The organism is Azospirillum sp. A29, from assembly GCF_042604625.1.
Taxonomy (GTDB): domain Bacteria; phylum Pseudomonadota; class Alphaproteobacteria; order Azospirillales; family Azospirillaceae; genus Azospirillum; species Azospirillum palustre.
This window is the reverse complement of record NZ_CP170467.1, coordinates 1,210,834-1,229,616: the sequence shown is the minus strand read 5'-3', so window position 1 is coordinate 1,229,616 and position 18,783 is coordinate 1,210,834. Positions and strand designations below refer to the sequence as shown.

The window sequence follows — 18,783 nt, the reverse complement described above, 5'->3', positions numbered from 1 at the left end:
CTGAATGGGGGGAGGCGCGGTCCCCCGGTCGGCCGCCCCCCAGACTTTCGACACCCCCTACCCCTCAATGCAAGGGGCGTGCCAGTCGGGGTGGTGGGTCAGCCACGCGCGAACCCCTGATCCCTGGCCGTCCGCCCCGAGTGGCAGGGCTTGCACAGCACCCGCAGGTTCGAGCGTTCCAGACGCAGGTCGGGCCGGTCGATGATGCTCTCGACATGGTCGACCTCAGCCACGGGGGTGGTGGCTGTGGCCTCCCGCTTGCGCAGCACCACGATGGTGCCGCACGCCTCGCATCGGCACCCGCGTTCGATCACCACCGCATCCCGCAGCTTCTCCCAGTCACGGTCATAGCCACGCTGACGGGCCGACCCGCGGGTCTCGTCGTGGCGGCGCTTGCGGTCCTGCTCCGACACCACGGGTGCCAGGGCCTTGCCGGTGCGGGTATCCAGAATGGCCAACGGTGAGCGAAGGGAGCGGAGACGAGCCATGGGGTCAGCCCACCTGCAAGCGGGCGAGGATCGCAGCATTTTGCTCCACCACCCGCTCGACCTGCTCGGCCAGGGCATTTGTGGCCTTCGCCTGCTCGGTCATGCTGGTGATGACGAGTTGGAAGGTCTCGTTTCCGGGGCCGGGTTGCGGCCGGCGGGTCCAGATCCATGCTACCGCGATGCAGCCAAGCGTGACGACCGCAGCGACCTGAGCAGTTGGCGACAGGATGGCGATGCGGGCGAGCGTGTCGCCGACGTCAGGGAGCGGAATGTTGTCCATCGCGGCGAAGCTCCAGAAAACGACGATGCCCACCGCAGCAAAGCTGCGTGGGTAGGGGGTGGCAGCGCGGCCCGGTGTCCTGCCTCGCCGCCTCCCCGCCGGGCCGGTCCGCGGTACTGCCCGCCGGAGCGCAGATGCCCTCATTACCGAAAACAGGTGAAGCGCAACGATTTCTGCGTTGAGGCGATACATTCAGGAAAAACCCGCCACAGTCCGATGACCGGGCGGGTTTGGCTGGAGCGTACCTTCCTGAAACCATAACCGCTGAGCGGCGCAGTTTTCCGGCGCTCTTGTTGACGGTCCGCAAGCAGATGCCAAGCAAGCTGTTCAATGTAAAAAGGCAGCCTCCGCGGTTATCCTGCATGCCGTCAGGTTGAAGATTAGGTGGTATGCAAAGCAAGGTTCTCGGTCCGCATGTTGGAAATGGTCTAAAGCAGCCGCCAAGATCCAAAAGCAGAAGGCACTCTTACCTAACTCATGCACACAATCAGTTAAGGTTGACAGACAACGTAACCGGCAGCCCCTACTTCAGCGCATGCAGAGAAGAATGAACTTAATAGCCAATATAGTTGAACGAAATGTGCGCTTGGGCGTCCGCCATTCTTAATGCTAGTGAATGCGTCCTCAACATCCTTTTTGCTCAAGGAAGACGTAACAATCGATACGCGTCGTACCAGTTCTGGAGAGTTGCGCAGTTTCTCGATTTTTTGCTCGATATCAACTCTCTGACCACCACGAATCAGGCGCGCAATTGATGTTACTTTCTTATCATTCGCATAAGGCCTCGCCATCCACCCAGCAAACTTGGCGATCATGGCCGCGGGTGAAGAAGCTAGACGGCCGAGGTTCTTCTCCGCTTGACTTACACTGATGTGAAATGCAGACGCTCCCAATGATAGGTCCCCGTGCTTAGCATGATAGAATGTAATCATCGGTGGTGCACTTTTCGTGTTCACACCTATGAAATCTGCCCATTCATCTCCAAGATCATCACAGATAATAATGTCGTCATTTGCAGAAATCGTATTTACTAATTGTCCAAAAACAGAGTTTGGGGAAAATTTTTTCTGGTTAGCTCGGAAATTTCCCTTTTCGCTTGACGCGGTTTGCAAGCAATTCTCTGGAATGAGGTGGCTAAGAAATAAAGCGCCACCATCGTGCATTGCTTTATCTTGAAACAATTCGCCATTCAAATAGGCTATGCTCACGTCGTCAAATAGGACAATGTACAAGTTTTCGCGATCAAGGTACATTTTGAGGGCAGTTGGTTGAGTTTCATCAATATTTTGGTCTCCCTTAGCTACATAGATGCTCTCAGTTTTATTTGTCGCGAATGTTGAAAGCCCAATTCGATTTTTCCCCCAGTTTAGACTTCCAATCTTGGCGCCGCCGGGAGCATCAAGGATTTGGAGATTATCGCGAGGACCTTCAATCCAAAATTCCTGATCAATCGTCTTGAGGAATTCGTAGCGCTCTTCAACTGTAAGTTCGCGGAATTCTTTAGGCTTTACCTTTGCCATTAGTTTTATAAGAGGAGGATCTGAGAATACGCGGTCAGCGATTTCCGGGATGTTGATTGATAGATTCGTCGGATTTACGGTGTTTGCTAGCGAAGAAAGATCCGTGGGGCGGGCAAAACTCTCGATAAATTGAGCAACTGTGCCAGTGCCATTAGTGAGTTCAGCCATTACTTCAACAGACCAGTTAATTGCGGCAATGTATCCAGCGCGATCTGAGTTCTGACTGATGCGACCAGTGGTCGGCGATGCCGTGTAACGGGTGCTTCCGCGTCTGACCCTATAGCGCTGCCCCACATACCGGCTTGCGCTACCCATTGGCATTGCATTTTCAAGATCGTCAGCTTCTAACGTCTTCATGCGGACCGCTTGCTTAGAGATCGACATCGAACGCATTCGCATGGACTCGAATTTGGCATCGGCTTTTGCAATCGCACGCTCCACAGCGCTGCTTCCTACTTGCCTCAACCATTCATTCTTAAAAGTCGGGGTATTTCCAGTCCAGATCTGTGAATTGCGATGAGATCCTCATGCTCAACAATCAGCATGTATCCATGAACACGGTCTACTAACTCCGCTTCCTCAGAAAGAAACGTAGGTAGGCGATCATAGGAGAAGCATATTGCCGAATATGTTCGCCCATCCTGATCTTTGCGCACGTCTCGAATAATGCAGTCCCCTGCATTTTGAACGGTTTTGGGAAGTTCGGAGAATAGACTCTCAATGGTATCGTTGCTGAACTGTTTCGTTCTCACATAAAAATATGCTGACCAGCCGATATGTATATGTCTAATCATAAATGCACGCCTCCGCATAGAATGCCAGTGGTATGGATTACCTATTATAGCATAGGCCGTCCGTTTATGAAACTATGGCGGCGCTCGCGTTTTCCCCGCCTCAATTGAGATATTATGAGGTATTGGTGAGCCAGACTCCTCCGATGTCCGGGTGACACGGCGCTGCTGTCCGTTGCGTTTGACCTATCGCACGATCTCCGCCAAAGCGGACGCCACCAGTTCCGTACTGAACTGGCGGCAGGCCGGGCGGGCGTACTTGCTCAGAAGTATAGATAGCGTAAAGCCCGCCACAGCACTGTCAGGGCGATGTTGCGGAAAGTGAACTTGCTTTTGGGCACGACAGTGACACCATTGGATCCAACTGTGTATGTACTCCAGCGTCACGCAATCGCCGAACAGGCATAGTTCGCATTGCGGGCAAAAATGCTACCGGCCATTCTTTCGGGCATGAGAACCAGAAACCCGCCGCGGACTCCTCCAGGCGGGCGGACAATGATAGCTTGGCATCCAATTTCCGGATTTGTAGCGGATTTCTTCGGGACCAAAATCCGAAGAAAATCGGCGTCGCAAACCGTTGTAGTATATAGGTTTTTTATAAACTCTCTTATTTTCTTCTTTTCTTCCGGTATCCCCCTTCCCCTCTCCACCCCGCCCCCGCCCCCGCCCCCGCCCCCAGAGACGGCGCCCCACCCCATGGACCATCCGAAAAAAATGAAGAAAATCGCCACACCGCAAAACCCCAGCAATCACTCGCGAATCTGGCCTAATTTTTGATCCGAAGATAATGGGGGTGGAAAATGGAAATGGGTCGTCGTTCAGCTCAGGCTACGCCACAGCCCTCAAGACCGTCTTTGGCCGTCCTTTCCCCCCACTGCGCGTGATGGTCTCCGCGACATCTCCGGCCGCTACGAGATCGTCTAAGATCCCGCGACGAACCCGCGGGTCAACATCACACATCCGCTTTGTAAATTCCGACATGGAAAGCCCGTCCGAACCAGCGCTCTCGATCAGGCGTCGCACCTTTTTAACAAGCGCCTCACGAGGCCCGTCGGCAACGCGCTGCTTGACGTGTTCCGCAAGCCGCTCGGCGGAGTGCCCCACCAGCGCCAGACCGTAGGCCGCATCCTCCGCCGTGATGCGCGGCGCGGCTGGATCGCGGCTGATGGCGCGAATGGCCGCCACCTTGTTCGCATTCTCACGCAGACGGCCGAACAGGTCCCGAGCCGGATCCGCCCCGGACAGATGTTCATCCTGCCAATCTTCGGCGTCGTCGAGCATCTCGGCTGCGGCTGGGTCGGTGGTCACCACGACGTATCGCGGCGCGATGTCGGCCCGCGTCGTCATGACGCCAGACAGATTGCCGCCTCCCTCCGGCCTCACGTCGGCGTGGCGCTTCATCTCATCCACAAGCCAATCGGGTGGCGTTGAATCCGCGATCTTGACTTGTCGCGCCGCGCGGCGGGCCGTAACCACGATAAAGCGGTTAAGGAATCCATCGACCACGGATTTGCTGGACAGGGTGTTGAACACGCCGTCAGGTGTGGCGGTGCAATACAGATTGAGATGCGGCTCCATCACGTCGACGCGCGCGATTTTGGCATCGGCATACTCCGCCCCCAGCATGGCACCGCTGGACGAACTGTATGCGGTTAAGAGCTTCTTCTTGATGCCGCTGCTTTGCTTTTCCGTGGCGACCCGCTGCAACAACTCGTCAAATTCGTCCCACTGCGCAAGGCAGCTTGGGCGCTCCACCAGCACGCGATGCAGCCCGCTACCGCTGAAGACATCGTCTCCGGCTAACAGTCGACTCAGCCCGGCGGACATGAACAGCTTGGTAATCAGCTTTCGGCTGTGGTCTTTGCCGGCGCCCGTCTGCACCATGCCCAGCGTGAACAGGTTGGTGCGGATCTCGGTGTCCGTCTTGTACCGCCGGCCGTACACCGCGCCGAGAGCCGCCAGCACGTTCAGGATGGCAAGTTCGGGCTGGGGCTTGCGCGCCGTACGGTTGATCCAATCCACCATCAGGCCGCCGATGCCGCCCAGGTCGTAGCACACCGGCGGCAAGACGGGATCGCCCTCCTCCGCCTCGGCTGGTGGCGGGCTGAGCGGCGGAGCGCCGGCCGGCGGCATGGATGCGTCATTCGCCGGCGGCACCCAAGCCGACGGCGCTGGATCCTCCATCGTCCAATCTTCGTCATCCGCCGCACCGGCACCAGCCGGCACGGTGATCAGTGCCGCGCCCCGGTTCCGGTCGGCGCGGTTCAGCGCGTTCACGCGGATCGCACCGAGATCGAAGATGTGGTCGAAGCTGTAGCCGTGATCGCGCGCCATCAGGTACAGCGCCAGCGGCGAGCCCCCACCCTGCAGGCTGCGGTATTTGCGGCGCGCCACGTCGTCGTCGTTCTTCCGGGACCGGGCCGACCACTCCGCGAAAGCATCCTCGCCGGCGTCACCCACCGCGGCCTTCACCTTGGCCCCGACCGACAGCCACTCGTCATAGCCCAGATCATCGTTCGGGATGGCGTTGAGATAGTCGACCACCTCGTGCAGCGCGACCTCCGTGCCGCCGTCGGCCGCCAGCTGGCGCGTCCACTCACGGGCCGCCATCTCCTCGCGCTCCGGCAGGCGCAGCGAAACGGCGTCCGTCTCGCCGCGATAGACGCCCGACCGGCGGGGCAACGGATCGCGCACGCCCGGACCCAGGATCGGTGCCGCGATGTAGTGGGGCTCGGCCGCGTTGTAGAGCGCCGCGTCGATGTGATCCTGCTCACGCGCCCAGGTGCGCAGCTGGACGTCGTTCAGCGGCCGGTCCAGCCAGAACCAGAGCCGCGAGTTCAGCGTGTCGCCCTTGAAGCCCTGGCCACTGGTGAACTGCCACCAGCAACTGGCCTCCTGGAACTCGTCGGGCAGCTGGCCGCGCAGGTATTCGATGGCGTCGTCCGGATCGCTGACCGGATCGGTCCCGGCCGGCATGGGCACCTTGTCCATATCGATAGCCAGCCAGCGGCGCGGTTGGGCACGAAACGCCGCCGGCTGCATGGGCTTGCTGATGCTGGTGCGCCGCACCGGGAACTCCAGGCTCCACGCGCCGCTCGACGCCCCGCGGATCACGAAGGCCTTCGGGTTGGCGCTGTGCTCCTGCAGCAGCGCGGCCAGATCGTCGAAGTTGCTGACCGGCACCTCGCGAGCCATGAACCACGTCCCGGCATCGTAGCCGTCGATCACCGTGCCGGTGGCGCCCGGCCCAAGCCGGATGCGCTTGGTGGCCCGATGGTCTTCCGTGCATTCGAGGATGGTGATGGTGTCGACGGGTTGGGTCGGAGGGACGGACATGCTTGATCCCTGGTGCTGATGCGGTTGAATCATCGCTCGATGAGCGCGGCGAGCGCCCCGATCCCACGCGAGATGATGTGGATGCCGAAATCGGCATCGTCCTGGCGCATGATGGGGTGGATCGGATCGGCAGAAATGGCGCTGATCATGGCCAACTTCAGCGCGTTTGTTTCGGCGTGATCCCACAGCGCTCCGGCACCACGCCAAGCCTGCCGCGCGTCGGAAAAGGCGTCTGACGCGTTGGTGCCGGAGCGCACCACTCCGCCGCGCGCCTGTCGGTCGTGATCTCGTAGCAGGCGCGCGATATCCGGCGGCATAGCGGCGGGAGCAAAGTGTGCGCGCTTCGCGCGGTCGCAGGTGGCGGGGACGAAGACAAATCGCCCCAGCAAGTCGCGTACCATTACGCCGTGCATGGTGTCCTGCCGGGCGTAGGCCACGAGAGATTGCATATTGCCGTCATCCGCCAGACACAGCACTGAATCACGCCCGTGGATCGGCGACCACTCGACGAATGCCCGTGCGCAGGTGCGACCGCAGAGAAGCCAGTCTTTCCAGGCATCTTGATCCAGGTGTCGACACACCTCCAGATTGGCGCGGTCCGGCCAGCGGCTGGGGATCGCCGCGTTGATGCTGTGCGTCGCTGTCGCGATGTGGCTCAGGACCATGCTGTCGCGCGCAGAACCCATTACGTAGATCTGCGTGCTGATGCGGCCATCGCTGACGTAGCGGCCGGCGTACAGCGCGCCAAGCGCTGACACAGCGGCCAGCATGGACAGATCGGGCGCCCAGGCCACCGGTGCGGTTGCCGTCATCCAGTCCGCCAGCACCCCGCCGATGCCGTCCAGGGAGGGGACCTCTAAAGCTGTCTGAGCAGAAGCCTGCATGTTGTTCTCCTCTAGGCAAGTATCGGGCGTTCACGCCGAAATGGCGTGTTGGCAGATCCGCAGATTTTTGAGTTTTATGGTCGCTCAGGACTTCGGTTTTACGAAAAGCGCTTCAATGTCTTGGCGATGCCAGAAACGCTTTTTGCCGACTTTGGTACCGAATGGAAACTTGTTCTGCTTGATGAGCCGATAAAGCGTCGGAATGGAAGAAACCAATCCTTGCTTCACGATCTCTTCCTTGGTGAAGAGATCTTTCCGTAAGCTGGCTGACATCCCTTTCCCCTGACATCGTCGGTGAAACTGAAGTGAAGATGCGTGAGAATTATCCATACAGCAAGTACCCACAATTTTGGTAACGTCGCAGTTCCCTATCAAAATGGATGGACCAACTCTTTTTCGCAGAGCTAGAAACGCCTGTGTTTACACAGGGTTTTTGATGTTTTGTTTATTTACCAATAGTGGTAGAAAGATCCCAAAAATTACTACTTTATTTCCAAGGATATCCGCCCGTCGCCATCCTTCTCAGGTCGTCGAGTGCCGAGCGCGCCAGCGGCACAGACTTGCCAAACCCATCGGCAACCGCGAATTCGAGCTTGGCTATGGCTCCAGCCAGCCCGACAGCGGGCGTGCGCTCCAGGGTGTGGATATGATCGCTAACAGCCGTGTCCGCCCCATCGGATGCGGCAATCTCGTGGAGCCACTCAGGATCCCCCTGCTCCGCCCCATCGGCAGCCCCGGCAACCTCCAGGGCGAGCCGGCGGACCTCGGCACGGGCCTGTGCGGCGCTTGACTGGCCGCGTAGCTCGGCTATCGCCTGATCGCTTCGAGTCTCCTGGGCAGTAGACGGGGCGGGTATCAGCGGCAGGACCGCGGCGGTCAATACGGTCCTGCGATTCGGCATGAGGGTGGCGTCGCGTGAATCGGTCATGATTCGGCGTCCTTCGGCGGCAATGTCGATTCGGTTGGCCGGTGCGGCTCACGTGGTGGCGTGCCCTGGCACCGTCTTCATGTGTCAACGATATTCGTTGACATTGGCTCTGGTCAACGAAAAAAGTTGACGCCTTCCGACGATCATTCGATCATCGACCCATGATTACGCCAGAACAAAGCCGCGCCGCTCGCGGGCTTCTCGATTTGAGCCAGCAGCAGCTTGCCGACGCCGCCGGCGTCGGCTTGAGCACTGTTCGGGACTTCGAGAAGGGTCGACGGACGCCAATTGCTGCCAACCTGCAGGCGATTCAGGCCGCCATGGAAGCGGCCGGCGTGCTGTTCATCGCGGAGAACGGCGAAGGGGCCGGGGTAAGGCTCCGGAAATGACGGATGCTAAGCGCGGCATCCAACAACGCAACAGGCTGGAACTATGCGCCCGGCCCTGTTCACTTGTTCATGCGCACCGCACCTTACTCCGGGCCCAACGCCCCGCGCATGCTGGCCCACCACCGCTTTCCATTCCCCCGATGCCGCAGGTAGTAGCAGCGTACCCCGACATCGGCGCCCGGCGGCCCGAACCCAAAGAACGCGTTACGCCCACCGCACATCGGGCACAGGCGGTCATACACACTAGGGTTGGAGATTATTGGATATGGCGTCCTTCTCTACAGCATCGGCGGAAGAAAGAGACACGGACTTCTGCCACAACGCAAATCTAGCAAATATCTCTACACACCCTCCGATCGCGGAATAATATAAATCCTACTTCATTATATCTCCACCGCTCTATTCCGGCCGTTTTTGCTTGGAGTCCGCATAACCAAAAACGGTGCGAAGTATTTCTATAGTGGCCTCATCGCCTCCTCTTGCAACTATCTCAGCAAGAATGTCATGTGATTCGGCAATACTAACCACTATAGGAACGTCAATTTCGACGACGTCAGCGTTACGCGCTTCAGCACGTGCGATAAAGCGCCCAATTTCTTGACCACTGGTCAAATCTCCAATTTTGATTTCCGGGATCAGCCACAAATACGTCCGATCCTTTTTTCCCGCCCGGAAGTCTTCGCACTCAAGTTCCGCCGACTTACCATCTCCATCGGTTAGGCTCTGACGCCAATAAAATGCCAACGGATCACGTTGATCCCGGCCCATTCTCCCAGGGAGCACGAATGGTGATTCAAAGCTCCGAGCCAACGACGAAAACCCTAATGGTACCCCGACATTCCTTGCCTCAGGTTTGGGGGGCGACGGCGGACTTGGCAGTGGAAATAATCCATTATTAATATAAATATCTTTATTCTCATTTTCATAAAGTGAAATCGAAACATCTCCAGTAACCTCAAAGCTCAACAACACACCATCAGCAGGAGCATTTCCTTGATTATCCAAGGCTAACGTTACTTTATGAGCAAAACAATCAATTGCCAATCTATCATTCGCAACCATAAAATATTTCTCGATATCCTTCAAATATGCAGGATATTCTACTTCTTGATAATGCTTAATTCTTTCCGGCGTAACATCAGCAGGCGCTTGCGGATAATGACTATCAAATAGTCTGTGAAATTTGTTCAACCTATCAATATGAGATTGAATTTCGTTTCTTTTATTTAAGCCAATATCATCTTTCATACGAAAATCATGCATTGGATAGCGTTCTGATACCAGAGCAACCAGATCCCTTAGTTCCTCTTCTGTAAATCGACGAATTCGGCGTAATGGAAGGATCAACTGGCTGACGCTAGCCTCCTCATGGTCGAGAACTGACAGAGCCAACCTTGGCTCACGCACGTTTTTACGACGAGGCGGATTTGACAGGTATGCTTTCAAAATGTCTTTAAACTCCTTCGCCAATTGTTTTCTTTGCCCTTTAATCGCTTCACTGTCCGCATCTGGAGGCAAATCGTATATTACCGCCCCGGCTTTATGCCTAAGATCAAACGGAAGCGATTCGTGTTTAAATTCCTTCTTTCCTCCGGCGTAATGAGCATTAACGACCATCACTAGACATTCGTCTCCGTGCTTTCCCAGCGCGAAGCCAACCTCAATTGCTACATTTGAGTTGATCATCGACTTTGGTTTCGGCGGTTTTTCGGCTTGATCGTCGCCCGGCTTTGCGATTGCAAAACCAACAGGTGTGACATCTGCAACCACCACAGTCGACTCGGCAATCTTCTCCATAATAAGAGCGGCGAGATCTGGACTGCCCAAGACATTCTGGCGGTCATGGTCGAGGTGCATCTCATCACGATTGTCTTGCTGCGTTGGTTCGGTGATCTCCGTGTCCGACTTCAGCAGTTCAATGGCGTCCTTGAGCGCGCCTTTGATGAGAAATCGCCCCGTAGGACCGGGGGTATCGGATTGCCATGTCCAGAAAATCTTCACGACCGGGCCATCCTATGTTCATAATTTTTCAAATGCCTAAAATTTTGACTCGCGCACTTTATGGCGTCAAGGCTTGTTCGCTGATCCCGCCGCTGGCGGCGTCGCTCTCTGGCTTGACTAGCCCGGATCATTCATCAGAGCACTGGAACGGCATTCCGAAGGCGCGTGGATGGGTGGCGCCAAACGGCGCGGCATGAGGAGGCTGGAAAGTTACGGGAACAGTTTCATTTGGGGCACGTTGCCCCAGCGTTCATGGCGGCAGCTTGACTATTTGCGCCAGCGTGATAAGCACTTGCTGGCTCAGTAAGTCCCCGGCCAGCGTCTTTTCGGAGTCAAGCCGCGTGCACCGCGGTCGCCCTGGGGCAGGGTCAATCAATTTGGCGGTGAAGCCCCTCTGCCGCAAGGTACGCGCCCACCGCACTAGAGAGCCCCAGGACAGGCTGCCGTGCCTCTCCTGGGGTTTCGCTTTACTGGGCAGATGAGACGGAGGCCGCTGGGAACCGCAGCTTCGCCACCGCATCGGCCAGGACGCGGAGCGGCGGGCGCCCGCCATACCGCCGGCCGATTCCTCCGCCGCTGTGTCCGGTCAGGGCGTCGTGGATTTCTTCGGCTATCCCGGCTTCTCGGCATCGGTCCTTGAAGCTATGACGAAGAGAGTGGAAGCACAGGCCCTTTTCATTGAATCCAATATTCTTCCGCCAGTGATTCCACCGCTTAGAAATTAAATCAGAAATATTATCGTTAGCGCTTGGCTGAATATCTGGGAAGATTCGATCTTTTCTCTTTTTGATGAAATCGATGAAGCTCTGCTTAATATCAGGATGCAAAGGCACTCGACGAACTGACGACGCGGTTTTAATCGACTTTCCGTCGGCGGCATTGATAGACAGAAACGTCACTCCATCCTCAGACTGAACGTCATTGACCGTCAGCTGTGCGATCTCTCCAAGCCGACAACCTGTCGTAATACCCAAGATAGTCACCCATCGGAAAGTGTCATCCTTTTCAGCCAACCTGCGAACGATCAACTCCAGCTCAGCATAAGTAAATGCTCGACGAGCTTGGTCAGGTTTGGCGCCATCGTCCTTGATTTTCACGCCGTCTGCTGGGCTTTCTTCGATGATGCCAGCGTCTACAGCAGTGGTAAGCAGGGTCTTCAGAAAGCTTAGCCGTTTACGCGCTGACGCAACAGACGACCGATCCACGTCCTTACCGTGGTACTTTTCAAGCAACTTAGGCAACGACATTGCCGATTCTTCATTATTAATTCTGGTTGGTACTTCCAGCATGGCATCACGGAATTGCCTAACCATTGGCTTGGTTATGGAATTAATCTCGACATTGCTGAACATCTCACGAAAGCGACGTACTGAATATTCGCATTCGCGTACAGAGTTCGGTGTGGGTCGCGCCTCTCTTTTCCAGCGATCAAAAAGATCATCCATGGCCGACTTGATGCGTGGCTTCGCCGGCGGGTTCTCACCGGTCACCAATGCAACCGCCTCGCGGATCTGGGATAGCCTACCCTCTTGCTCGGCACGGAGTGGACGGAGCGCGCCATCGACGTCGACTTCAATTCCCAGAGATCGAAGCTTGCCAGCCTGTATCTTGAATCGCCAATGCGCCTCGTGTTCCACCACTCGGGCGAAACATCGGACGTTCTCCTCCGTCAGAGATTCGTTGAAACCCAACTTCTGCAGAAGGGGGGCGGCTTCAGCCAATGCCATCTCCCGGCCCCGGATGCGGTCAAACTCGTGATGCCAATGATCAATTAGCGGGCGCGCGCGTTGCGCAGCGATTCGGCGGTCGCCAGTCTTGAGTGACTTTCGAACGAGCTTCTTCCCAACCACCGTTTGGCAGTCTGCCGGAACGCTCATTTGAAACAAAAAGGTATTGTGTGAGCGAGTGATATAGCGGTCGCCAGCCAAGCCCCACCCCTCCAATTCAAGCGTAAAACTATCGCTCGAATTATCGCGAAATGCCTTGCTCCACAACAAAACTTAGGGATACCAAGGCTTCCACAAGAGGATGGCGGACCCGACGAGATTCGAACTCATGACCTCTGCCTTCGGAGGGCAGCGCTCTATCCAGCTGAGCTACGGGTCCATCGCTGGTGGAGGCGCAACATAGCCCAAGCCATTCGGGGACGCAAACACAAAAATCGCAGATTTTTCGACGGCTTGCAGACGCTTGCGTCAGCCCCTCGACCACTGCCTTCACAGCGCACCGCTTCTGCCGATCCGCAGCGATGGAAACGTTTCCATTCTTCACGAAACCGTTTTCACGGCGTCATGCGATTGCAACACAGCGCCGCCACTCTGCACCCGCGCCGGATCGGCCGGCGCCGGAAACAACAGCCGGGAATACGGGTGGCGGATGGTGCGGGGCGGGATGCGGGCGGGCGATGGACGGATGGCGGATGGGCGCGCGATGGACCGCGTGGCGACGATCCGCGACGTGGCGGCGCGCGCCGGGGTGTCCATCGCCACCGTGTCGCGCGTCCTCAACGGCAGCGGCAACGCCACGCCGGCAACCATGGAGAAGGTGCGCGCCGCCGCCTCCGACCTGTCCTTCCGCCCCAGCACCATCGGCCGCAACCTGAAGGCGGCGCGCACCCGCACCGTCGGCGTGCTGGTGCCGTCGCTGACCAATCCCGTCTTCGCCGAAAGCGTCGCCGGCATCCAGGACGCGGCGGCGGAGGCCGGTTACAGCGTGCTGATCGCCTCCACCGACTACGATCCGGGGCGGGAGGTGCGCGCCATCGAGGGGCTGCTGTCCAACCGGGTGGAAGGGCTGGTGCTGACAGTCGCCGATGCCGACCGCAGCGGGTCGCTCGACACGCTGGACGAGGTGCGGCTGCCCTATGTGCTGGCCTACAACCAGCCGGAACGGGTGCCGCGCGCCCATGTGTCGGTCGACAATGTCGCGGCCGCCCGCGCGGTGGTGGAGCGGATGGCGGCACTCGGCCACCGGCGCATCGGCATGATCGCCGGGCGCTTCCGCCAGTCCGACCGCTCGCGCCGGCGCCATGCCGGCTGGCTGGCGGCGCTCGACGATGCCGGGCTGCCGCCGGGGCCGGTGGTTGAGGTCGATTTCAACGAGCTGCGGCTGGCCCACCGGCTGGCCCCCCATCTGGAGGGGCCGGAACGGCCGACGGCCTTCTTCGCCTCCAACGACATGCTGGCGCTCGCCACCATCCGGGCGCTGCGCGACCTCGGCCAGTCGGTGCCGGACGACGTGTCGGTCTGCGGCTTCGACGGCATCGAGGTCGGGCGGTTGATGGCGCCAAGCCTCGCCACCCTGGTGCAACCGGCCCGCGCCATGGGCGCCACCGCCTTCGAATGCCTGCGCACCGGCTTTTCCGGCGAGTTGCAGGGCCGCGCCGTGATGCTGCCCTTCACCCTGCGGCCGGGCGAATCGCTCGGCCCGGCGCCATCGACATCCTCCTAAGCGCTTTCCGAACGGAGACACACGCAATCATGTTGAAGCCGCTCCTTCTCGGCGCTGCCGCGCTGGCCGCCGCCCTGACCACAGTGGTGACGCCCGCCGCAGCCGCGGAGCCGGTCGCAATCTGCTACAACTGCCCGCCGGAATGGGCGGACTGGGCGTCGCAGCTGAAGGCGATCAAGGCCGATCTCGGCATCGCCGTGCCGTTCGACAACAAGAACTCGGGCCAGGCGATGGCCGCCATGCTGGCGGAAAAGGACAAGCCGGTGGCCGACGTCGCCTATCTCGGCGGGCCGGTCGGCATCCAGGCCAAGGATGCTGGCATCGTCACCCCCTACAAGCCGGCGGGCTGGGCCGACATCCCCGACGGGATGAAGGACGCCGACGGCAACTGGTTCGCCATCCACAGCGGCACGCTGGGTTTCTTCGTCAACACCGAGGCGCTGGGCGGCAAGCCGGTGCCGCAGAGCTGGGCCGATCTGCTGAAGCCCGATTATGCGGGCATGGTCGGCTATCTCGACCCGACCAGTGCCGCCGTCGGCTATGTCGGCGCGGTGGCGGTCAATCTGGCGCTGGGCGGCGATTACGGCAGCTTCGACAAGGCGGTCGGCTGGTTCAGGGATTTGCAGAAGAACCAGCCCATCGTGCCGAAGCAGACCTCCTACGCCCGCGTGCTGTCGGGCGAGATTCCGATCCTGATCGACTACGACTTCAACGCCTACCGCGCCAAATACACCGACAAGGCGCCGGTCGCCTTCGTCATCCCGACGGAAGGCACGGTGTCGGTTCCCTATGTGATGGCGCTGGTCAAGAACGGCCCGAACCCGGAGAACGGGAAGAAGGTGCTGGACTATGTGCTGTCCGACAAGGGCCAGACCCTGTGGGCCAACGCCTTCATGCGCCCGGTGCGCGCCGAGGCCATGTCGGCGGAAACCGCGGCCAAGTTCCTGCCGGCCGCCGATTATGCCCGCGCCCGTCCGGTCGATCTGGTGCGCATGGCCGAGGCGCAGAAGGGCTTCATGGACCGCTATCAGGCGGAGGTGAAGTGAGCGCCTGCGTGCAGGATACCCCCCTTCCCCACCGGCCGGCGGCGCGTCCGCCGGCCCGGCCGGGGTGGGTGGGCGAACCGCTGCGGCTGGCGGCCCTGCTGGCGCCGGCGGCGGCGGTGTTCGCCGCCTTCTTCCTGCTGCCGCTGGTCCGGCTGATCCTGATCGGTGCCGGCGGGACGGCGGGGTGGTCGGCCTACCTGACCACGCTGGCCGATCCCAGCCATCTCGACAGCCTGATCTCCACGCTGGCGCTGTCGGCCGGGGTGACTTTGGTGACGCTGGCGGTGTCGACCGTCGCCGGGCTGTTCCTGGTGCGAAACCGCTTTCCCGGCCATGCCCTGCTGGTGGCGCTGATGACCTTCCCGCTGGCCTTTCCTGGCGTGGTCATCGGCTTCATGGTCATCATGCTGGCCGGGCGGCAGGGGCTGATCGGCACAATCACCCAGGCGCTGGGGGTGGGCAAGCTGGTCTTCGCCTATTCGATGGCCGGTCTGTTCCTCGGCTACGTCTATTTCTCGATCCCGCGCGTCATCCTGACGGTGATGGCGGCGGCGGAGAAGCTGGACCCGCGGCTGGAGGAGGCGGCGCGCTCGCTGGGCGCATCCTCCTGGCGCGTGGTGGCCGACGTCATCCTGCCGGCGCTGAAACCGGCGCTGATCTCGGCCGGTGCGCTGTGCTTCGCCACCTCGATGGGCGCGTTCGGCACCGCCTTCACGCTCGCCACCCGGATCAATGTGCTGCCGATGACGATCTACACCGAATTCACGCTTCAGGCGAACATCGCCGCGGCGGCGGCGCTCAGCGTCCTGCTCGGCCTCATCACCTGGGCCGCGCTGGCGGTGGCGCGCAGCGTCGCCGGCACCTCCGTCGCCGCGGCGGGGTGAGGCGATGCACAGTCTTTCCAACCGCCGCGGCTGGGGATTCTGGCTGCAACTGGGCTTCACCCAGCTGGTCTGCGCCCTGCTGACCGTGCCGATGGCGATGTCGATGCTGGCCGGGCTGACCGCCAACTACTTCGTCGGCCTGAAGAGCGGCCTGACCCTGCGCTGGGTCGAGGAGGTTCTGCGGGTCTATTCCGGCACGATCCTGCTGTCCCTGCAGATCGCCTTCGCCTGTCTGGCCTGCACGCTGGTCCTGGGCGTTCCGGCGGCTTATGCGCTGGCACGGCGCCCCGGCCGGATCGCCCGGCTGGTGGAGGAGATGCTGATGATGCCGGTCGCCATCCCCGGTCTCGCCACCGCGCTGGCGCTGATCGTCACCTATGGCGGCGTGGGGGACCTGCGCAGCAGCTGGCTGTTCATCCTGATCGGCCATGTGCTGTTCACCCTGCCCTTCATGGTGCGCGCCGTGCTGGCGGTGATGGGCTCCATCGACCTGACGACGCTGGAGGAGGGGGCGGCCAGCCTCGGCGCCGGCTTCCTGCGCCGCTTCGCCACGGTGGTGCTGCCCAACTGCCGATCCGGCATCCTGGCCGGGTCGCTGATGGTGCTGACCCTGTCGGTTGGGGAATTCAACCTGACCTGGCTGCTGCACACACCGCTGACCAAGACCCTGCCGGTCGGGCTGGCCGACAGCTATGCCTCGCTGCGGATCGAGATCGGCAGCGCCTACACCCTCGTCTTCTTCCTGATGATTGTGCCGAGCCTGATCCTGATGCAGGGTCTGTCCAGGCGCGGCCGTCCGTCCGTTTGAGGTCTTTTCCACAATGCCAGACAGCGTGATGCAGAACAGCTTCCATCTCGACGCCGTGCCGATCCGCCTGGAGCGCTGCGGCAAGACCTTCGCCGGCGGCGCCCGCGCGCTGGAGCCGCTGGATCTGACCATCCGCGGCGGCGAGACCATCGTCTTCCTCGGCCCCTCCGGCTGCGGCAAGACCACGACGCTGCGCATCATCGCCGGGCTGGAAAGCCCCGATCCGGGGGGCCGCGTGCTGTTCGGCGAGGAGGACGTCACAGCGCTTCCCATCGAGCGGCGCAATGTCGGCATGGTGTTCCAGAGCTACGCCCTGTTCCCCAACATGACGGTGGCGGAGAATGTCGCCTACGGGCTGAAGGTGCGCAAAGTTGCCCGCGCCGACCGCGGGCGCCGGGTGGAGGAGATGCTGGATCTGATGCATCTCGGCGAGTTCGCCGGGCGGCGGATCGACCAGCTGTCGGGGGGGCAGCGGCAGCGGGTGGCGCTGGCCCGCGCCCTGGTGGTGCGGCCGCGCGTGCTTCTGCTGGACGAGCCGCTGACGGCGCTGGACGCCAAGCTGCGCGACAGTCTGCGGCTGGAGATCGACCGGCTGCTGCGCGGGCTGGGCATCACCGCCGTCTATGTCACCCACGACCAGGGCGAGGCGATGGCGCTGGGCGACCGCATCGTCGTGATGGCCAAGGGACGGGTGGCGCAGGTGGGCACGCCGCGCGAGATCTACTACCAGCCGGCGGACGGCTTCGTCGCCGACTTCATCGGCACGATGAACCGGCTGGGCGGCACGGTGCGTGGCGGGACGCTGTCCATCGGATCGGCGACGCTGCCCTGGAGCGGGCCGGAGGGCGCGGTTGAGCTGCTGGTCCGGCCGGAGGATCTGGCGCTGGCCGGCGAGGCCGACGGGCATCTGGGCGGCACCGTCGCCGCCGCGGTGTTCCTGGGCGACCGCACCCGGCTGGTGGTGGAGCCGGCGGACGGGCCGGCGCTGACGGTGGATGCCGCCGGGCGCAGCGAACTGGGACGCGGCGACCGGGTGTGGCTGCGCGTCGATCCGGCACGGGTGCTGGCGGTTCCGTAACGCCCCCGAACGAACACTCAAGCCCCCCGAGAGGCTCCCCATGATCATCGTCCAGATCACCGATACCCACATCAAGCCGCTAGGCCGCCTCGCCTACCGGCGCGTCGACACCGCCCCCTTCCTGGAGCGCGCCGTCGCCGCCGTCCTGGCGCTCACCCCGCGCCCCGACTTCATCCTCGCCACCGGCGACCTTGTCGATGCCGGCGATGCGGAGGAGTATGAGCGGCTGCTTGACCTGCTGCGGCCGCTCGACATTCCGCTCTTCGCAGTGCCCGGCAACCATGACGAGCGCGCCGGTCTCGCCAAAGCCTTTCCCGACCTGGCGGCGCGGGTGGGCGGCAGCCCGTTCTTCCATTACACGGTGGAGGAGTGGCCAGTGCGGCTGATCGCGATGGACACCGTCCTGCCGGGATCCGGCGCCGGCGAGGTCTGCGCCGAGCGGCTCGGCTGGCTCGACTCGCGGCTGGCCGAACAGCCCGACCGGCCGACCATTATCTTCCAGCACCACCCGCCCTTCGATACCGGCATCGGCCATATGGACCGGCTGGGACTGAGCGGGGCGGCGGACATGGCCACGGTGGTGCGCCGCCATAGCCAAGTCGAGCGGGTGCTGTGCGGCCATCTGCACCGGCCGATCCAGGTGCGCTGGGCCGGCACCATCGCCTCGACCGCCCCCTCCACCGCGCATCAGGTGGCGCTCGACCTGCGCGACGACGCGCCGTCGGCCTTCGTGATGGAGCCGCCGGGCTATCAGATCCACATGTGGCGCGCCGACACCGGGGTGGTCAGCCACACCGCCGCGATCGGCGACTATGACGGCCCCTATCCCTTCTTCAAGGACGGAAAGCTGATCGACTAGCCCCTATTGCCAGCCCCTATTGATTGATTTGGGCCTTTCCG

General features: G+C 60.9%; 16 protein-coding genes and 1 tRNA gene. 8 read left to right on the top strand and 9 right to left on the bottom strand.

Annotated elements, in window-relative coordinates:
• Positions 1–98 precede the first annotated feature (98 nt).
• From ABNQ38_RS33665 to ABNQ38_RS33645, 5 genes are all read right to left on the bottom strand, one after another.
• Entirely contained in the window at positions 99–458 is a 360-nt protein-coding gene (locus tag ABNQ38_RS33665; RefSeq protein WP_377810611.1) for an HNH endonuclease, read from the bottom strand.
• 34 nt (positions 459–492) lie between these two features.
• Positions 493–801, bottom strand: coding sequence for a hypothetical protein (locus ABNQ38_RS33660; RefSeq protein ID WP_377810610.1), 309 nt, complete (start codon positions 799–801; stop codon positions 493–495).
• 458 nt (positions 802–1,259) lie between these two features.
• Positions 1,260–2,729: a hypothetical protein gene (locus ABNQ38_RS33655; RefSeq protein ID WP_377810609.1), complete on the bottom strand. Its 1,470-nt coding sequence runs from the start codon at positions 2,727–2,729 to the stop codon at positions 1,260–1,262.
• Positions 2,730–3,907: 1,178 nt separating this feature from the next.
• A complete protein-coding gene (locus ABNQ38_RS33650; RefSeq protein ID WP_377810608.1) occupies positions 3,908–6,415 on the bottom strand; it encodes a PriCT-2 domain-containing protein in 2,508 nt (835 codons plus the stop codon).
• 29 nt (positions 6,416–6,444) lie between these two features.
• Positions 6,445–7,299 (bottom strand): hypothetical protein, encoded by an 855-nt coding sequence (locus ABNQ38_RS33645; RefSeq protein WP_377810607.1) that lies wholly within the window; start codon positions 7,297–7,299, stop codon positions 6,445–6,447.
• Between the two features lie 48 nt (positions 7,300–7,347).
• Between ABNQ38_RS33645 and ABNQ38_RS33640 the strand changes: the two genes are divergently transcribed.
• Positions 7,348–7,560 (top strand): hypothetical protein, encoded by a 213-nt coding sequence (locus ABNQ38_RS33640; protein ID WP_377810606.1) that lies wholly within the window; start codon positions 7,348–7,350, stop codon positions 7,558–7,560.
• A gap of 226 nt (positions 7,561–7,786) precedes the next feature.
• Here the strand turns inward: ABNQ38_RS33640 and ABNQ38_RS33635 are convergent, their stop codons facing one another.
• On the bottom strand, positions 7,787–8,227 hold the full coding sequence (locus ABNQ38_RS33635) for a hypothetical protein (protein ID WP_377810605.1): 441 nt from the start codon (positions 8,225–8,227) through the stop codon (positions 7,787–7,789).
• Between the two features lie 161 nt (positions 8,228–8,388).
• Here ABNQ38_RS33635 and ABNQ38_RS33630 point away from each other — a divergent pair, with 161 nt between their 5' ends.
• Positions 8,389–8,616 carry a helix-turn-helix domain-containing protein gene (locus ABNQ38_RS33630; RefSeq protein ID WP_377810604.1) on the top strand — a complete coding sequence of 76 codons (228 nt, stop codon included), beginning with the start codon at positions 8,389–8,391 and terminating at the stop codon, positions 8,614–8,616.
• 399 nt (positions 8,617–9,015) lie between these two features.
• Here the strand turns inward: ABNQ38_RS33630 and ABNQ38_RS33625 are convergent, their stop codons facing one another.
• The 3 genes from ABNQ38_RS33625 to ABNQ38_RS33615 form a co-directional block, all read right to left on the bottom strand.
• Positions 9,016–10,617, bottom strand: a complete 1,602-nt coding sequence (locus ABNQ38_RS33625) for a hypothetical protein (protein WP_377810603.1) — start codon at positions 10,615–10,617, stop codon at positions 9,016–9,018.
• A gap of 467 nt (positions 10,618–11,084) precedes the next feature.
• Positions 11,085–12,545 carry a DUF6538 domain-containing protein gene (locus ABNQ38_RS33620; RefSeq protein WP_377810602.1) on the bottom strand — a complete coding sequence of 487 codons (1,461 nt, stop codon included), beginning with the start codon at positions 12,543–12,545 and terminating at the stop codon, positions 11,085–11,087.
• Between the two features lie 101 nt (positions 12,546–12,646).
• Positions 12,647–12,723 (bottom strand) — tRNA-Arg (locus ABNQ38_RS33615).
• A gap of 306 nt (positions 12,724–13,029) precedes the next feature.
• Between ABNQ38_RS33615 and ABNQ38_RS33610 the strand changes: the two genes are divergently transcribed.
• Genes ABNQ38_RS33610 through ABNQ38_RS33585 form a run of 6 tightly spaced genes read left to right on the top strand, consistent with a single transcriptional unit; the run spans position 13,030 to position 18,742 of the window.
• On the top strand, positions 13,030–14,067 hold the full coding sequence (locus tag ABNQ38_RS33610) for a LacI family DNA-binding transcriptional regulator (RefSeq protein ID WP_377810601.1): 1,038 nt from the start codon (positions 13,030–13,032) through the stop codon (positions 14,065–14,067).
• A gap of 29 nt (positions 14,068–14,096) precedes the next feature.
• Complete coding sequence (locus ABNQ38_RS33605; protein WP_377810600.1) at positions 14,097–15,113, top strand: ABC transporter substrate-binding protein; 1,017 nt, start codon at positions 14,097–14,099, stop codon at positions 15,111–15,113.
• Positions 15,114–15,121: 8 nt separating this feature from the next.
• The gene (locus ABNQ38_RS33600; protein WP_377810599.1) at positions 15,122–15,997 is read left to right on the top strand and encodes an ABC transporter permease; all 876 of its coding nucleotides are present in this window, start codon (positions 15,122–15,124) and stop codon (positions 15,995–15,997) included.
• Between the two features lie 4 nt (positions 15,998–16,001).
• Positions 16,002–16,805, top strand: coding sequence for an ABC transporter permease (locus tag ABNQ38_RS33595; protein ID WP_377810598.1), 804 nt, complete (start codon positions 16,002–16,004; stop codon positions 16,803–16,805).
• Positions 16,806–16,833: 28 nt separating this feature from the next.
• Positions 16,834–17,883 (top strand): ABC transporter ATP-binding protein, encoded by a 1,050-nt coding sequence (locus ABNQ38_RS33590; protein ID WP_377811135.1) that lies wholly within the window; start codon positions 16,834–16,836, stop codon positions 17,881–17,883.
• A 40-nt stretch (positions 17,884–17,923) separates the two neighbouring features.
• Positions 17,924–18,742, top strand: a complete 819-nt coding sequence (locus tag ABNQ38_RS33585) for a phosphodiesterase (RefSeq protein ID WP_377810597.1) — start codon at positions 17,924–17,926, stop codon at positions 18,740–18,742.
• Positions 18,743–18,783: the final 41 nt, after the last annotated feature.